Annotated in this window: 18 protein-coding genes and 2 other RNA genes; 3 read left to right on the top strand and 17 right to left on the bottom strand. The window is 35.2% G+C overall.

Annotated features, from left to right (window positions below; translation table 11 throughout):
• Positions 1-250 precede the first annotated feature (250 nt).
• Positions 251-1,231, top strand: a complete 981-nt coding sequence (locus RBG61_RS08005; protein WP_307942439.1) for a MerR family transcriptional regulator — start codon at positions 251-253, stop codon at positions 1,229-1,231.
• A gap of 48 nt (positions 1,232-1,279) precedes the next feature.
• On the opposite strand, the gene RBG61_RS08000 is transcribed toward RBG61_RS08005, so the two are convergent.
• The 4 genes from RBG61_RS08000 to RBG61_RS07985 all read right to left on the bottom strand — a co-directional run bounded on the left by RBG61_RS08000 (position 1,280) and on the right by RBG61_RS07985 (position 4,338).
• Positions 1,280-1,720, bottom strand: a complete 441-nt coding sequence (locus tag RBG61_RS08000; protein ID WP_307942437.1) for a VOC family protein — start codon at positions 1,718-1,720, stop codon at positions 1,280-1,282.
• Between the two features lie 29 nt (positions 1,721-1,749).
• On the bottom strand, positions 1,750-2,631 hold the full coding sequence (locus RBG61_RS07995; RefSeq protein WP_307942435.1) for an SPL family radical SAM protein: 882 nt from the start codon (positions 2,629-2,631) through the stop codon (positions 1,750-1,752).
• Between the two features lie 24 nt (positions 2,632-2,655).
• The gene (locus RBG61_RS07990) at positions 2,656-3,378 is read right to left on the bottom strand and encodes an effector binding domain-containing protein (protein WP_307942434.1); all 723 of its coding nucleotides are present in this window, start codon (positions 3,376-3,378) and stop codon (positions 2,656-2,658) included.
• 66 nt (positions 3,379-3,444) lie between these two features.
• On the bottom strand, positions 3,445-4,338 hold the full coding sequence (locus RBG61_RS07985) for a helix-turn-helix transcriptional regulator (protein ID WP_307942433.1): 894 nt from the start codon (positions 4,336-4,338) through the stop codon (positions 3,445-3,447).
• A gap of 202 nt (positions 4,339-4,540) precedes the next feature.
• On the opposite strand from RBG61_RS07985, the gene RBG61_RS07980 reads away from it, so the two are divergent.
• Positions 4,541-5,092, top strand: a complete 552-nt coding sequence (locus tag RBG61_RS07980; RefSeq protein ID WP_307942432.1) for a DUF6143 family protein — start codon at positions 4,541-4,543, stop codon at positions 5,090-5,092.
• Between the two features lie 180 nt (positions 5,093-5,272).
• Here the strand turns inward: RBG61_RS07980 and ssrA are convergent.
• From ssrA to RBG61_RS07920, 12 genes are all read right to left on the bottom strand, one after another.
• Positions 5,273-5,625: a transfer-messenger RNA gene (gene ssrA, locus RBG61_RS07975) on the bottom strand.
• A 24-nt stretch (positions 5,626-5,649) separates the two neighbouring features.
• Complete coding sequence (locus RBG61_RS07970; RefSeq protein WP_307942431.1) at positions 5,650-6,486, bottom strand: alpha/beta hydrolase; 837 nt, start codon at positions 6,484-6,486, stop codon at positions 5,650-5,652.
• Positions 6,487-6,562: 76 nt separating this feature from the next.
• The gene (gene smpB / locus RBG61_RS07965) at positions 6,563-7,033 is read right to left on the bottom strand and encodes an SsrA-binding protein SmpB (RefSeq protein ID WP_307942430.1); all 471 of its coding nucleotides are present in this window, start codon (positions 7,031-7,033) and stop codon (positions 6,563-6,565) included.
• A 236-nt stretch (positions 7,034-7,269) separates the two neighbouring features.
• Positions 7,270-7,872: a recombination mediator RecR gene (gene recR, locus RBG61_RS07960; RefSeq protein WP_307942429.1), complete on the bottom strand. Its 603-nt coding sequence runs from the start codon at positions 7,870-7,872 to the stop codon at positions 7,270-7,272.
• 42 nt (positions 7,873-7,914) lie between these two features.
• A complete protein-coding gene (locus RBG61_RS07955) occupies positions 7,915-8,256 on the bottom strand; it encodes a YbaB/EbfC family nucleoid-associated protein (protein WP_307942428.1) in 342 nt (113 codons plus the stop codon).
• A 59-nt stretch (positions 8,257-8,315) separates the two neighbouring features.
• Complete coding sequence (locus RBG61_RS07950; protein ID WP_307942427.1) at positions 8,316-8,816, bottom strand: transposase; 501 nt, start codon at positions 8,814-8,816, stop codon at positions 8,316-8,318.
• A 29-nt stretch (positions 8,817-8,845) separates the two neighbouring features.
• Positions 8,846-10,471 carry a DNA polymerase III subunit gamma/tau gene (gene dnaX, locus RBG61_RS07945; RefSeq protein ID WP_307942426.1) on the bottom strand — a complete coding sequence of 542 codons (1,626 nt, stop codon included), beginning with the start codon at positions 10,469-10,471 and terminating at the stop codon, positions 8,846-8,848.
• 63 nt (positions 10,472-10,534) lie between these two features.
• An RNA gene (gene ffs / locus RBG61_RS07940) (signal recognition particle sRNA small type) lies at positions 10,535-10,634 on the bottom strand.
• A gap of 660 nt (positions 10,635-11,294) precedes the next feature.
• A complete protein-coding gene (locus RBG61_RS07935; protein ID WP_307942425.1) occupies positions 11,295-11,936 on the bottom strand; it encodes an HAD family hydrolase in 642 nt (213 codons plus the stop codon).
• Between the two features lie 9 nt (positions 11,937-11,945).
• Positions 11,946-12,569, bottom strand: coding sequence for a thiamine diphosphokinase (locus RBG61_RS07930; protein ID WP_307942423.1), 624 nt, complete (start codon positions 12,567-12,569; stop codon positions 11,946-11,948).
• 62 nt (positions 12,570-12,631) lie between these two features.
• On the bottom strand, positions 12,632-13,759 hold the full coding sequence (locus tag RBG61_RS07925) for a GGDEF domain-containing protein (RefSeq protein WP_307942422.1): 1,128 nt from the start codon (positions 13,757-13,759) through the stop codon (positions 12,632-12,634).
• A gap of 37 nt (positions 13,760-13,796) precedes the next feature.
• Positions 13,797-14,390 (bottom strand): guanylate kinase, encoded by a 594-nt coding sequence (locus RBG61_RS07920; protein ID WP_307942419.1) that lies wholly within the window; start codon positions 14,388-14,390, stop codon positions 13,797-13,799.
• Positions 14,391-14,495: 105 nt separating this feature from the next.
• On the opposite strand from RBG61_RS07920, the gene RBG61_RS07915 reads away from it, so the two are divergent.
• A complete protein-coding gene (locus RBG61_RS07915) occupies positions 14,496-14,876 on the top strand; it encodes a TIGR02328 family protein (protein ID WP_307942418.1) in 381 nt (126 codons plus the stop codon).
• Positions 14,877-14,892: 16 nt separating this feature from the next.
• Here the strand turns inward: RBG61_RS07915 and RBG61_RS07910 are convergent, their stop codons facing one another.
• On the bottom strand, positions 14,893-15,369 hold the full coding sequence (locus tag RBG61_RS07910; RefSeq protein ID WP_307942415.1) for a TspO/MBR family protein: 477 nt from the start codon (positions 15,367-15,369) through the stop codon (positions 14,893-14,895).
• Positions 15,370-15,435: the final 66 nt, after the last annotated feature.

Here is a 15,435-nt window from a genome sequence, read left to right as displayed (position 1 = left end):
AGCACAGAACTTAAATAATTAATAATAAATAATCGCCAATCATGTACATGATTGGTGATTATTTTATGTAGAATAACGGATTGTCTATTGAGTCATTTGATTTTTACGGCTGAACATGAATTATACATTAATAATTTTATTCATAGGGATACTGCTTTTTGTTTACCATTATGCTAAAATATTTTATAATTACCCATTGACTTTGACGTCGCGTTAAGATTTATAATCAAAATTGTAAGGGGGAAATCAGATGGAGTTAATGACGATTAGTGAAGTTTCAAAAGCGTTTCAAATATCCACTAGAACATTGCGTTATTACGAACAAATCGGATTACTAGCCAGCATTAAAAAAGAAGATTATGCTTATCGAACATATGATCAAACAACACTAATGCGATTACAACAAATTATAGTATTACGCAAACTTAGAATTCCACTCAAACAAATTAGTTTGATATTAAGTAACGAAGATGCTTTAGTAGCACTTGATTTATTTCAAAATAACGTAAACGAAATTGAAGAAGAAATAACCGCACTATCGACTATTAGAACCATCCTACAAACCTTTATCAGACGTTTGGATGAAAGTATTGTGCAAAATATCAAGTTGGATTTGCTTGATGATGAAGCAGTACGAACTATTGTTGATACCTTGTGTGTTACAAAGACTCATTTTAAGGAGGAAAAGTCAATGCAAGCACTGAATCAAGCAGAACAAAGTTTAGGAAGACTCAAGAATGTTAGAATTTTATATTTACCACCAGTAACAGTTGCTTCAAGTCATTATATCGGAGATAATCCTGAAGAAGTTGCAGGAACTCAATTATATGAGTTTGTTCAAGCAACCAAATTATGTGAATTGAAACCAGATTTACGTGTGTTTGGCTTTAATAATCCTTGTCCAAAGGATGGTAAATGTCAATATGGATATGAATTTTGGGCTACCATTCCTGAAAATATGGATGTTCCGGAACCGTTAGAAAAGAAGCATTTTGCAGGTGGATTGTATGCTGCACATTGCATTAAGATGGGCAATTTTCATGAGTGGAGATTACTATGCGATTGGTTAAAAGAAAATGACCAATATGAAGAAGACCAAAGAGAACCTATGGGGATGTATGGTAGTTTGGAAGAACATTTGAATGCATTTACTTATTATCAAACAAAGCAGGTTAAAGCAGAATTTGTTCAATTGGATTTATTGATTCCGATTAAAGAAAAACAAAAATAAAAAGGGGGTGTATCCGAAAGGGTACACCCAGTTGCGTTTGAAAAATAATTAAATAGATTTATTGTAAGGTCCTGTAATCTCAATCGTGTTTCCGTCAGGATCATCTAACTGGAAGTAGTAGTAGGGCATTACATTATTAACATATTTAATTGGTGTAACCAAATTACTAATTTTCAATGAAAGGATTCGTTCTCTTTCTTGTTCTAAATTTTCAGTCCAAAAATTTAGAACAAACTTATGTGTGTTTTTAGATTCTGCTATTAACGGTAGATTATCGAATTGGTCAACATACTTACCTTTTTTAGTTGTTAATTGTGGATTATCTTGATCAAAGTACGCATTCATAAGCGAAATATTATGTCCTTCAAAAACAAACTGGGCAAACCTCTCCATGTTTTGTGATGTAACTTTCATTTGAAGCAATTTTTCATAGAAATCTATGGAGCGATTAAAATCTTTAACTATTAAATAGATAGACCCTAAATGCATAAAATTCTCCTTTGTTGAGTGTAAATAGATTAAAACAACGTCAGTTGTGTTGTTTCATACCCTTGTTTATAGCTCCGAACAATATCCTGCATCTTATAAAGAATACCAGCCTTTTCACATTCTTGTGCAAATAAACCATATAATTCTCTTCCTTTTGGGCTGCCACATTGATAGCTCATTCCAAACTGCTTTTCATAGCGTTGTGACAAACCTGGAAATTGCTTATCAATCTGCTGATAGAAATAGTCTCGCTGATTTTGTCGAAGGGTTACTCCAAAGGCTGGATAGATGAACTTAACACCACATTCTTTTGCCTTTTTAACAATTCCAAGCACATTTTCGTTAGTGTCATTGATAAACGGAAGCAAAGGCATGAGTAGAATTCCGCAATAGATACCATTGTCAGATAGCTGTTTTAATGCTGCGAACCGTTCACTTGAAGCAGCAACATTAGGCTCTAATTTTTTACACAGCGTATCATCTAGTGTAGTAATTGTTAATTTTACAATAACGGGCGAATGAGCTTGTATTTCCTTGAGAAGATCGATATCTCTTGTAACTAACGGACTTTTTGTTGCAATTGCAACACCAAATAGGTATGCATCAATTAACATTAATGCTTTTCTGGTTAGCTCAAACTCTTTTTCAAATGGGTTATAAGGATCGCTCATAGAGCCTGTTGCGATAATTCCCGGCTTTACTTTTCTTCTTAAGTCATCACGTATTATTTCTAAGGCATCTTTTTTTGCTCGAACACTATCAAAGTGATCAATATGATAACATTCGCTTCTGCTGTCGCAGTAGATACAACCATGGCAACACCCTTTATAAATGTTCATATTGTATTCTGTGCCAAACCAGGCAGTATTCTTGGTGCGTTGCACTAAAGTTTTTGCAGGGATATATTCCATGGCTGTATTCCTTTCGTTGAGATATTATTTGTTCCAACGTTTCAGTTGTGGCATTTGTTCGTTCAGAATTGCTCGTGCTTGCTCAGCAGTCATTGCTGGGTTATCTTCTATCATAAACGGAATACAGCTTTCGATCATTTCTTCCATAGATTCTTCTTTCAAGAAAGCACCATTTTGATAGCAATAGGAACAGTATTCTCGATTTTCACTTCCGTCTGCATTTGTACTATAAAATTGTTTGCTCATTGGCATACCGCAACTTTGACAAAAAGACGGTGCAATTTCATTTGCGCTGGCAAGAGAAATATAAATGTTAATTTCAGCATTTTCCATACAATCGTCTTGATATTCTTCAAAATCACAAAGATAACTTCTATCTAAAGGTATATTCCAAACTTGCTGCCAAAAAGAGGCTACTGCTTGCTGCATATGACCTTTAACTATAAATTTTGCATAAATTCCTGCTGGAATTACTTGAATCGTTGTATTTGCCGGAATAGAATTGACATTGGTTACTTCACATCCAACAGTCACTTGATAGGGACCGTTTACATTGGCTTGGTAGTCTGAATAAATTCCATATGCTTTTTCGCTTGCTTTGTTTAAAATGGAAGCATATATTCCATCTTGATAAAATTTTTGCCATAGCCCTCCGATTATTTGCGGCATAGAAGGATCGTTATTTTGAGTGGTTGCTTTTACACCGATAATGGTTTTTTCCTTTAAGTTTACAATTTCATAATTCATAGTGATGTCTCCTTTATTGTTGATAGCTATATCATAACAAGTTAAAGTTGACAACAGTATGTCATATTACAAATATTGCGTTAAGGCATTTTGCATAGTTTGTTTTATAAGGTCTTGCATCCATAATGGCTCTAGCACTTTTAAACCACTTCCAAAAGAAAGTAAATAACCCAAAACCCATTCTCCATGTGGATAGGATACGTGAATTTCAAAATCTCCATTTGGTAAAATGGTAATTTGGTTTTCTTCAAAATCGTCATATACCCGATAGGCCAGGTTAGCTTGTATATATAAGGTAAGAGAAACAACCTCTCGGCTCTCCACAATGATTGGTTCATTCTGTGAAAATACAATATCGGTTGGATAAGGTAAATCAGATAGTGTAACCTCTTTCATGCGACTGATTTTGAACACCCTTGGCTCGCTTTTTTGAAAACAAAAAGCCTTGATATACCACGTTTTTCCCTTAAACCAAAGTTGTAAAGGGGCAGCAATACGGCTCGATTTTTGTCCATAGCTATTGAAATAGGAAAAGGCGATAGTATGCTTTTCTAAAATAGCAGTTTTGATAAGCTGATATTTCTCGTCATTTCCACTCCAATCTGAAAAATCAATTTCAATCCAGTTGGTTTGGGGCTTATGAAATAAATGACTCATTTTAGATAATAGTTGATCTGCATCAGGCTCTTGGACTACGGAAAGACCTTTTAAAGCAGAGAGTATTTCTGTTTGTTCCGACTCGGATAAAACGGTTTTATCTAAAACAAAATCTTCTAATAATTCAATACCGCCACCTTTTCCTTGACTCATGAAAATAGGAATACCGGCACTGCTTAGCGTTTCTACATCACGATAGATTGTTCGAACTGAAACTTCGAACTCATTAGAAAGTTCTTTTGCGGTGACTTTCTTTTTATGGAGTAAGAGATATACAATTTGAAATAATCGATTAACTTGCATCGTACTCCTCCTTTGTCATTTGTTTCTATTATAGCATAAGAAAAAAGAAAGAAGTAGTAGTATAAGAAATAGTAAGCGCAATTGAACAGTAAAAGTTGCAAGGAAAACACACAATGAAACATTTATCACATATTGTATTTAAAAAATATATAATATACGGGGATAATGATTATCCTTGAATTTATTGTATGTAGGTGATTTAATGTTTTACCCCGATAAGCAACCGAAAAAGGATGTATGCGAACCCTATCCATTATATCAATCAGAAAAAGGGAATTATTTTATTGGTCAAACCCCAAAATTAAAGGGTGAATGCCAACATGCCTTAGTAGCACTAAGAAATCCATCAAGCTCACATGTGAATATATATGTGAATGCTATAACTGTAACAAATGTTTCTGCACAAAACATATCCTCTGAATTTTATCTTAGATCTACTTTGAATGAAGGTGTAACCAGTAACTCAGTTAGCTGTGTCAATTTAGCTATTATTCCGGCGCCGATACCGAAAGGAAAAATTAAGTACTTAGCTACAACTACTGAACCGCCAAAAGATGGTGTAAATATTTTCAGTAGAATCGTCTCACCTTACTCCACTTTAGTAATTGATGGAGGACAGATTATTATTTCACCTGGTCAATCTCTGGTTGTTTATCTTGGTGGTTTTCTTCCTATTGCACCAAATAGTACAATCGTTGCTTTCGGTTGGTGGGAAGAGAAAGTGTGTGAATATTATGATGGTTATTGTAAATAGTTTGTTGCTTTAAGCTTTAAAGTTTGAAGTAATATATTATTTATTTTAATTTTGATAGTAGCATATAATTACTGTATAGACTTATTAAAGGTTAATAACAAAAACAGCTAAACACAATGCTATATAGCACGATGTTTAGCTGTTCTCTTTTTCCCAACATATTTAAAAATGTGGATTTGATGGTGGAGGCGAGGGGAGTTGAACCCCTGTCCGAAAACTCGTCCCCAACGCTTTCTACGAGTGTAGCTGATTCTTTTGACATTCCCTCTTCTACACGCCGAATAGCAGGCTTGTAGATTCAGTAACCTTTAATACATGAATCGATACAAGGTAACTCTCGAAACACGTTCACCACTAATTTGACGCCTTGTTATGCTCGTGGTCCTTCACAACGAAGACGACGCAGGCTTAAGCTGCGTAAGCTAATTTATTATTGTTAGCGTTTAATTTATAAACTGCGACGATTAAAGAGTTTTCGCCCACTCTACTCGCTTACATTGGTTTTTAATCCCCGTCGAAACCTTTACGCCCCCATATTTAAGATGAAAAATATCACGTTATAGGTTGTTAATAAATCGAATCGCCATGTCAATCCAGTTTTGACAAGCGGGGTTAATTTGCCCTAAAAAACTTGCGGTTAATTCATTTGCTAATCCTAATCCATGATCACCACTTGGATAAACGTGTAACTCAAATGGGATTTCATGTTTTCTTAATGCAGAAGCAAATAATAATGAATTATCTACTGGAACAATAGGGTCATCACTAGTATGCCACAAAAAAGTCGGCGGCACAAGGTCATTTACGTTATCTTCTAAAGAAAATAATTCCAACTCCTTTTGATCCGGATATTTACCGAGTAAATTCTGCATAGAACGTAGATGCGCTATGCCTTCTTTATTGGATATAACAGGATATCCTAGGATTAACGCATTTGGTTGATTTTCATCATTATCATATCCTAAATATCGTTGAATAAACCCTTGCTTCCAATAAACACCTAAACTTGCGGCAAGATGTCCTCCGGCTGAAAAACCACAAATAACAATCTTATCTTCATGAATATTGTATTTAGAAGCAGATGCTCGAATGGTAGCAACTGCCTTAGAAAGCTCTAATAATGCACCGGGAAAACGAACTGGTGTTACAGAATAATTCAATACAAAAGCATGAAACCCACTTGCACAAAATTGTAACGCAATCGGTTCTGCTTTTTCCGAAACTACCTTTTCATAACCTCCTCCAACGCAGATAATAACAGCAGGACGTTTACGATTCAGATATGTTTGGTCTGTGCTATCTACAATATATGATTGTATTGTTGCCTTTTGGGGAGGAGCTTCTAAGCCATAACCTTCGTAATCAATATTAATATTTTCTTCTTTATATATCATACCGGTGTTGTCAGCCTTCCTTATGTTGTGTTGATTATATCCTAGAAAAAATAGAATGGATTGCAAGTAACGATTATTATCTTTGACGTTGCTTTAATGCTCTGTCCATTTCACGGGTAGCATCACGTTTGGCAGCGTCATCTCGCTTATCGTATAGTTTTTTACCTTTGCAAAGTCCTAACTGCATTTTTACACGTGAACCTTTAAAATACAGCGAAATTGGAATTAACGTATAATCTTTTTGCTTTACTAAACCAAATAATCGGTTAATTTCCGATTTGTGCATCAATAGTTTACGAACACGAATAGGATCTTTATTAAAAACATTTCCCTTTTCATAAGGGCTAATATGCATTTGCTTCACAAAAATCTCGCCGTCTTCAATACTACACCAGCTGTCTTTTAAATTGACACCACCTTGACGGATGGATTTTACTTCTGTTCCGACAAGCTCTATTCCTGCTTCGAAGGATTCTTCAATGAAATAGTCATGGCGCGCTTTTTTGTTTACAGAAATGGTTTTCATATTCTCTTTTTTCTCAGCCATATGCTTGTCACCTCTTTGGGGCAATTTATTTCTACATAAATGGTTGTAGAGGGAGCCCACACCTACCATGGTTTTAGCATCGCCAGACAGATACGGAATCCACTCTACGAAACCAAGTTTATCATAGAGTTATGAAAATAGATGTCGAATTGTATTGATAGTTTTTGAAAACTTTTTGAAGTTTGATTTCACAATTGAAACGCAATTTATTAACAATTAAATGTGATTAAGCATGATTATAAAATCTCGCTTCTGTTTTCCAAAGCCTTGTATAGTGTGACTTCATCTGCATATTCCAAATCAGAACCAACGGGGATTCCATATGCTAAACGAGAGGTTTTCACTTGAAACGGCTTTAACAATCGACTGATATACATTGCAGTTGCTTCGCCTTCAACAGTAGGGTTAGTAGCCATAATGACTTCCTTCACTTCTCCTGTTTGAATTCTTGCAAGCAATTCTTTTATAAAAATTTGGTCAGGACCAATTCCGTCCATAGGGGAGATTAACCCTCCTAAAACATGGTATTGCCCTCTATATTCTCTTGTGCGTTCAAACGCAGCAACATCCTTTGCATCTTCAACCACACAAATCACGCTTTTATCACGTCTATCATCACTGCAAATATCGCAAACAGGTTGGTCGGTATAGTTTTTACAAATCGTACAGTAGTTAATTTTATCGTGTGCTTCCATTATGGCATCACTAAATTCTTTTGCCCGTTCTTTCGGAAGAGTTAGGATGTAAAATGCAAGTCGTTGCGCCGTCTTTCGGCCGATACCCGGTAACGAAGCAAATTGTTCAACTAGTTTCGTTAATGGTAATGCGCCATATTTCATTGCTCGTCACCTTCTATTTTGTATTATTTGAGCTCAATCTCATTAAAATGGCATTTTCATTCCGCCGGTGATTTTGTTCATTTCTGTTTCTGAATCTGTTTCTGCTTTGCGAATTGCTTCATTTACAGCGCTGATAATTAAATCTTGAAGCATTTCTACATCTTCAGCATCTACAACCTCAGGTTTAATATCTAATGCAACAATTTCTTTTTTACCGTTAATAACAGCTTTTACAGCTCCGCCACCAACAGTTACTTCATAATTCTTTGCTTCTAATTCTTCTGTTAATGCAGCCATATCTTCTTGCATTTTTTGTGCTTGTTTTAACATTGCTTGCATGTTTTGTGGGCCGCCGCCCATTCCTTGTGGTAATCTTGCTTTCATATAGGTTTCCTCCAAATTATAAGTTAATTTATTTTTTATTGGACACTATTCGTAGCGTCCTATGGATTGGTTGGTTTATAGTATAAATCCTGTTCCCAATAAAATGGATTATTCTCAATGTATTGAAGAATCCGAAAATATTCATCTTCATTACGAATAATGTGGTCATGAAACAGTTTCTGCCATAACGGAAACCCCAGTTGTTTTGTAACTGACCCTTTAAATTGTTGGATCACACGAGATATTGTAGGGGCGACCTGTGGTCGTCCGTCGTTTCCTTGTAGGCATATAACTAAATGAATATGATTTGGCATAATAACATATCGAGTAATCACTACAACATCATTATAGATTTTCTCAATACGCTTAATTTCATTATTTACAACATTGCCGTATATTGATAGATGGGCTGTATCATTCGGACGACCTAAGGTTGCCCCTACACCTTGTTTCCAAAACAATTCATGTCTGTCTTTGACACAAATTGTTACAAAATATGCACCATTTTTACTATAGTTATATTCATTCAATCGATTTGATTTCCGTTTTGGTAATTTCATCGAATCACCCAACCCTATGAGAATCATATCTATCCTTCATTTACTGGAACACCGAGTTGTTTCGCATTATTCAATACGTCATCTAATAAATTCACATTTGGCTCTTTTGCTTTTTTAATCTTATCTTTAACACGCAAGCGATAACGCACGCCTATTTTCGTTTCAACAATATCCAGCAGTTTATTTGCTTGCCCTTCTTGCTTCATAAAAGTGCTCGCAAACCCGCTTGTGCTCACAATCCATAATCCGCCTTGCCCAACGTAAGCCATTGAACCTTGAAGTACACCATAAATCGGTGGCTCTTTATCTTTCAAAATCTCTAATACTTCAGCCCAATCACGGAATGGTTGTAACTCTCCGTCGACATTGGATTGTTCCATTGGTTCAGAGACAGATGGTTGCTCAGGCTGCGTTGTAACAGCATTAGGTGATGCAATTTCCTGCTTTGATTTCTTTGCAACGACTGTCTTTTGCGTTGGTTGTTGCGATATAGACTGCATAACAACACCATTTTGAATCATAGCCTCTAATTTATCAATTCGTGCAACTAATGCATCATTTGTAGTATTCAAAGATGGGGTACAGAGCTTAACCAAATATAGCTCTAAATTCAAACGGCGGTCAATACTTTTACCCATTTTATCTAAGCAATCTTGTAATTCGGATATTGTACGCAAAACAACGGTTAACGGAATTTTTTCAGCATAGCTCTTCAACTGTTCTTGTTCATTAGGCAATACTTCTACCAATTTTTCGGGCTTGCCTAATGCTTTGGTTAACATAATGTTACGGAAGTGATGAATTAACTCTTCCAATAAACCTTGTAAGTCTTTGGACATGGAGTAGAGTTTGTCCACGAGGGTAACAGCACCCGCAGCATCATGAGCTAAAATGTAATCGGTAATTTCAAACAGATAGTCACGCCCAACGATTCCGGCTGCATCAACTACAATTTCTGCGGTAACTTCGCTAGAATAGGCGATACACTGGTCTAAGATCGATAAAGCATCACGCATTCCACCATCTGCTAAACGAGCAATTAACTGTGCCGCTTCTTCTTGAAGAGTGAATGTTTTTTCCTCTTTGGTGATATATAACAAACGTTCAACGATATCTTCTGATTGAATACGTTTAAAATCGAATCGTTGACAGCGAGAGATTATCGTTGCAGGAACCTTGTGGGTTTCAGTTGTCGCTAGAATAAAAATAACGTGGCTTGGTGGTTCTTCCATTAACTTTAAAAATGCATTAAATGCACCTGTGCTTAGCATATGAACTTCGTCAATAATATAAACACGGTATTTACATTGACTTGGCGTATAGTTTGCATCTTCTCGCAATTGACGAATATTATCGACACCATTGTTGCTTGCCGCATCAATTTCAACCACATCTAAGATTGAGCCATCGTCAATTCCTTTGCAGCTTTCGCATTCCATACATGGGTTTCCGTCAACAGGATGTTTACAGTTAACAGCCATAGCGAGTATTTTTGAACAAGTCGTTTTACCCGTTCCTCTAGGGCCAGTAAATAAATAAGCATGAGCCAAGCGGTTATTTTGCACTTCATTTTTTAAAGTTGTTGTAATATGCGGTTGGCTTATGACATCTTCAAAGCTTTTCGGACGCCACTTCCGATATAACGCAAGATACATAATCAACCTCCTTTTTCGATATAACAAAATAGCAGAACAGAAAATCATACGCTCTGACATACGGACATACAGGAAACACTGCGGCACACAAAGATAACCGCTTAATGCTGCTCGGTTCCCCGCCTGACATGGTTCACGGTATTTCGTTGCACAGGACCCGCATATCCGCATGTCAGATAGCACAACCTCTGCTCTGCTTTCGCAAAAATATCAAATTTGTCATAAGACAACTTGTTACTTTTGCTATTATACTATAAATTTGTTTGCATTTCAAGTTTTTCTAAAAAAATAATCAAGTGTACAATTACTATTTTAATTACTACGAATGAAAAATAGTGCAAAAGCCTACTAATACAATCGGTAGGCTCAGACTGTAGACAAAGTAAATTGTAATGTAATATTTTCAAGATATATGGTTAATTCTTGCTATATCAATATTGGGCTATCCGCCCAAACCTGACCATGCTTTTTGGCAATCGCCCCAAAAAGCATGGATAAAAAATGCTTTGTTTCTCAAAATTGCTTTTTATATGACATCGCGTCTTGATTTGTATAAAATCGGTAAAGATAAAGCTTGTGCTATATGATTCTTCATTAGCTCCCTAGATCATTTCTTGTAAAATCGTTATGCGACCAGCAATTGTTCCACGCGATTACCATTTGATAAATACTTATATGTTGTTATATGTCATTTTAAAAAAACCAATTTTCGCAACGAAAATCCCTTCATTTTTCAGTTTCTACTTGCATTTTTAGTTTTTCTACAAGCTTAGCCTACTGATACAATCGGTAGGCCCAGCTTTAACATTCTCAGTGACTACTATTATTCCATTAACTCTGAAAATTGATACAAATAATAATCTGCAAGTGATTCGATTTTATCTTTATCGGTTTCAGATTCTTTATCATAAACGCCAACAGCAAGCATATTTGCAGCTTTAGCACCTTTGATACCCGGTAAAATATCTTCAAAGACAACGCATTTTTCTGGTTCGATTCCAAGCTTCTTTGCAGTATGTAAATAAACATCAGGAAAGCCTTTTCCTCTTGCTACTTCTTCTGTTGAAGAAAAAGCATCAAACAAATGATAAATCCCATTATTCTTTAAAACTGCTTCGTATAAATCTTCAGGTGAAGCAGTGCAAAGACCGATTTTTATTCCTTTTTGCTTTAAATAGGATAAATACTCTTCAACGCTTTCTTTGAGCGGAATATTGTTTGCATATTCATGATATACCATTTCTCTCCACTCTTGAACAATATCTTCTGTTGCTTCTTGAAAGCCAAAACGATTGATTGAATATTCTGCTGCTTGATAAAAATTCATTGAACTAATGGCTTTCATATAATCATCCGGAACTTCAATTCCTCGTTTGGCTAAAAAGGCTTCATCCACTCTTCTCCAAACACTTATGGAATCAATTAATGTTCCATCTAAATCAAATAAAGCTGCTTCGAAATTCATAATATACTCCTAATCCTTTTCTATAATAATAAATGCACTCCCATTGGCAATACATACACTGCTTTCTACTCCTAAGAACTCATTGCTTACCCCAATAGGAAACTCATTGGTTATGGTTGCGTTCGTTAACGGATATTTTAAGCCGGTAAGAGTTACGCCTTCAACTTTGCTGTCGGCTGCCAAAACTGAGATATAGCCTTTATAGGTAGAGTCAAAATGCATCGTTGTATTGGTAATTGCAGTAATTATATTCGATTGCGCATATAAAAAACCTTGAGCATTTCTTCTTGCTAAATATGTGAGCAGTTGCAGATTGGCAACTGAATGGTCAAATCGGCCGCCCGTTCCACCAAAAATATGAAAAACTCGATATCCTTTTTCCAGACCATGTTTGATTGCCATCATCATATCTGTATCATCTTTTTCAGCAGGTGCTTTTAATATAAGATGATGGGTTGGTGTTTTTCCGTAAGAATCAAAATCACCAACTACAATATCTGCCTCAATACCTGCTTGCTCTAGAACTGAAAATCCACCATCTACTGCGATCATATAATCGTTTTTATTTATCTTAAGGGGCGCTATTGTTGGTTCTCCGGCTCCAATAATAAAACAAACGCCGTTATTATTCATATCTAATATTCCTTTCCGAAAGAAAAAGGAAGTTTCTTTGATAAATCATAAGAAACATCCTGTTATGGCTTCATGATTTCTAAAAATTGACTTGCTTTATATTTTGCTTTGTTAAAGTACATTTGTTCATCTGCATCTTGTAAAACATCTTGAAATGTTTTATGCTTTTTGTTGTTGAATGAAGCAAATCCATAAGCATACGATATGAGCTTTTTATTTTTAATCATAATATTTTTTGCTTTTTGATCAAGCTCATTCAAGGCTTGAAGAATAGATTGTTCTGATTTATTATCGCAAATAATAACAAACTCATCTCCACCGAATCGATAGCATTTTCCTAAGGACGAAAAGCTTTCACAAATCATTTGAGCAGACAGTTGCAATGCAAAATCGCCTATACCATGCCCATAGATATCGTTAATATTTTTAAAATCATTTAAGTCAAATACAATAACCGATACTGTAGGTAAAGCCTTATTGCCACAATTATAAAGCGCAACTTGAGCATCTAGCATTGCACGAGTAAATACATTTGTCAACGGATCGAATTTTAGTCCAGCTTCTCTTACAAAACGATAATAGAACATGAGCGAAACTGCAGTGCAACTCCAAATCAACAGTACCTTAGGAAAAACAATTTGGATAATAGATCCTACAACAGGCAGAGATATGATATAATAAATAAAGATTTGCTCATTTCGCTCTCTTTTTGTATGCGAACAAAAGATTTCAAAGGCTAACAAAACATAATAATAGCAGCAAACAAAAGCTGTTATAAAAAACCAAGGGCCTCTTGTATAATGATTTTGTGTATCCACTTGAAAAGTAAATCCCGTAAAATAGCTACATGCTACAACAAATAAATTCAAAACAAACGGAAGCATTGTAAGAACTTTATGCTTGTATTTTTCATTTTGAAACATTAACATTAAGTAGGGAACTAAAGGACAAAATCCAAAACCTAATATATTCACAATTTTATGAAATGAAACCAACTTGAAATCACTATTCATTTCAAGAAACACATCAAGCATCTCTAAAACGATAATTGCTATTGTTAAGAAACAAGCAGTTATATAAAGGCGGTTTTCGAATTGCGAAATTGTACCGTTTTTTTGTACCATACAAATCGATAGCATCAATATAACAATTGCAACAAAATCTATTGTAATCAGGGGGACAATATCCATTTTCTCATCACCTCTAAGTAATGCTTATCATCTTAATTTATTTTCTGTTTTCTACTTGACTCATAATATTTACAAAGCTTCGAACACATTGTTCTAGTGATTGTTCAGCGTTAATTCGATATAAATTAGCATATACAGACAGCTTGTCTTCAGAAAAATCAATTTCATCTGCTAAATAACGTCTGCAAACCTCTGAGTAATTTGGGCTTTCCTGTGTGTTCTCTCGATTGATTGCACGTTCCAGTCTAACTCTATCCGAAATTTCCAAATAAATAATAACAATGTTTTCCGGTCCATACCAATTCGCCAATTTTTCAATTGCCTCTAATGTTGTAATAAACAAATAATTGTTTTTAAAGTCTAAACCCGTATCCACTGTGAAATAGCTCCAAACGCCAAAAACAGTATCATACTGCCGCTTTTCAATTACTTTATTTTGCTTTTCTAATTCTGCCAACTCTTGATCATTAACAAAATGGTATTGAACACCTTCTTGTTCGTTACTTCTTTTTGGTCTTGTTGTATAAGGGATAATTGGTTGTATATTCAAATCTGTTGTTTTCATAATTTGCTTAAATAACGTATCTTTGCCGACTCCACTTTTTCCTAGAATACAATATAACTTACCCAAAACGAAACCCTCACCTATAACATATATTTATTTTATTTTACCACAGCAGTTCTCACAACGCAACAAATTCATCCAATATTTGTCTTACGAATAGGAGTATTCTTTATGCGACTTTGGCATCAATCATTATTATCTCAATTACCATCTAAGCAATTACTAGGGCAGCATCGAGAATGCTGCGCTTTGCGAGGAAATGGATGGGGCAAAAAACATTCCGTTGTTGATTATGTATTTACTCATGAGCCTGAGCTGCTTGTTGCTTATCATCATACGGTAATGCTTGAAATGAAGAAAAGAGGATATCATATAGATCCTCTTTGGTGGGATTATTGTTATCGGGGTAAAAACTGTGCGGCATTATCATCTTTTTCTTTAAAACGATACCATAGTGTATTAAAACAACCTTTGATATATGACGAACATAACCCAACTTATTATGAAGAATGCATTTCAAATCTAAAAGAAAAAGGAATCACCATAGAGTAGATGATTCCTTTTGTAATTAGTTTAATATATAGATAGCAAAATTTAAATATGCCGCAAAGGTTACCCATAGTAAATAGGGAATTTGTAAATATGCCGCACGTTTATCAACTTTGTAAAAAAGAGCAATCATGATTATAATGAGCAGCCATAATATCATTAGCCAAATAAATGCAAATAAACGCATTTCCCAATTAAAAAAGATGATGGACCACATAAAGTTAAAGAAAAGCTGTACGCCATATAGTAGTAACGCAGGCTTTTTGTACGGAGAATCTGAAACCCAGACTAAGTATGCTGAAATACCCATTAAAATAAATAATATAGTCCAAACAATTGGGAATAAAATAGGTGGTGGCGCAAGCGGCGGCTGATTAAGGTTTTTAAACAGTTCCATACTATTCTTTGTTAAAAATCCGGATAATCCTCCAACTGCTAAAGGAATCAAAATACTAATAATAAGTGGTTTGAACTGAATAATTGCTGATTTTTTCATAGCCCGCCCTCCTTTAATAAGTAACTTCTCTATAGTATATGGGCGTGGTTAACTTTTATGCGACAT

It is taken from the genome of Paludicola sp. MB14-C6, from assembly GCF_030908625.1.
In the GTDB taxonomy this organism is placed as follows: Bacteria; Bacillota; Clostridia; order Oscillospirales; family Ruminococcaceae; genus Paludihabitans.
Note: the sequence above shows the minus strand (reverse complement) of the source record. Positions and strands in the feature narration are given on the sequence as shown.

Excerpts from the sequence above, each read along its gene's own strand:
- RBG61_RS08005 (WP_307942439.1), top strand. The coding sequence starts at position 251 with ATGGAGTTAATGACGATTAGTGAAGTTTCAAAAGCGTTTCAAATATCC.
- RBG61_RS08000 (WP_307942437.1), bottom strand. The coding sequence starts at position 1,720 with ATGCATTTAGGGTCTATCTATTTAATAGTTAAAGATTTTAATCGCTCC.
- RBG61_RS07995 (WP_307942435.1), bottom strand. The coding sequence starts at position 2,631 with ATGGAATATATCCCTGCAAAAACTTTAGTGCAACGCACCAAGAATACT.
- RBG61_RS07990 (WP_307942434.1), bottom strand. The coding sequence starts at position 3,378 with ATGAATTATGAAATTGTAAACTTAAAGGAAAAAACCATTATCGGTGTA.
- RBG61_RS07985 (WP_307942433.1), bottom strand. The coding sequence starts at position 4,338 with ATGCAAGTTAATCGATTATTTCAAATTGTATATCTCTTACTCCATAAA.
- RBG61_RS07980 (WP_307942432.1), top strand. The coding sequence starts at position 4,541 with ATGTTTTACCCCGATAAGCAACCGAAAAAGGATGTATGCGAACCCTAT.
- RBG61_RS07970 (WP_307942431.1), bottom strand. The coding sequence starts at position 6,486 with ATGATATATAAAGAAGAAAATATTAATATTGATTACGAAGGTTATGGC.
- smpB (WP_307942430.1), bottom strand. The coding sequence starts at position 7,033 with ATGGCTGAGAAAAAAGAGAATATGAAAACCATTTCTGTAAACAAAAAA.
- recR (WP_307942429.1), bottom strand. The coding sequence starts at position 7,872 with ATGAAATATGGCGCATTACCATTAACGAAACTAGTTGAACAATTTGCT.
- RBG61_RS07955 (WP_307942428.1), bottom strand. The coding sequence starts at position 8,256 with ATGAAAGCAAGATTACCACAAGGAATGGGCGGCGGCCCACAAAACATG.
- RBG61_RS07950 (WP_307942427.1), bottom strand. The coding sequence starts at position 8,816 with ATGAAATTACCAAAACGGAAATCAAATCGATTGAATGAATATAACTAT.
- dnaX (WP_307942426.1), bottom strand. The coding sequence starts at position 10,471 with ATGTATCTTGCGTTATATCGGAAGTGGCGTCCGAAAAGCTTTGAAGAT.
- RBG61_RS07935 (WP_307942425.1), bottom strand. The coding sequence starts at position 11,936 with ATGAATTTCGAAGCAGCTTTATTTGATTTAGATGGAACATTAATTGAT.
- RBG61_RS07930 (WP_307942423.1), bottom strand. The coding sequence starts at position 12,569 with ATGAATAATAACGGCGTTTGTTTTATTATTGGAGCCGGAGAACCAACA.
- RBG61_RS07925 (WP_307942422.1), bottom strand. The coding sequence starts at position 13,759 with ATGGATATTGTCCCCCTGATTACAATAGATTTTGTTGCAATTGTTATA.
- RBG61_RS07915 (WP_307942418.1), top strand. The coding sequence starts at position 14,496 with ATGCGACTTTGGCATCAATCATTATTATCTCAATTACCATCTAAGCAA.
- RBG61_RS07910 (WP_307942415.1), bottom strand. The coding sequence starts at position 15,369 with ATGAAAAAATCAGCAATTATTCAGTTCAAACCACTTATTATTAGTATT.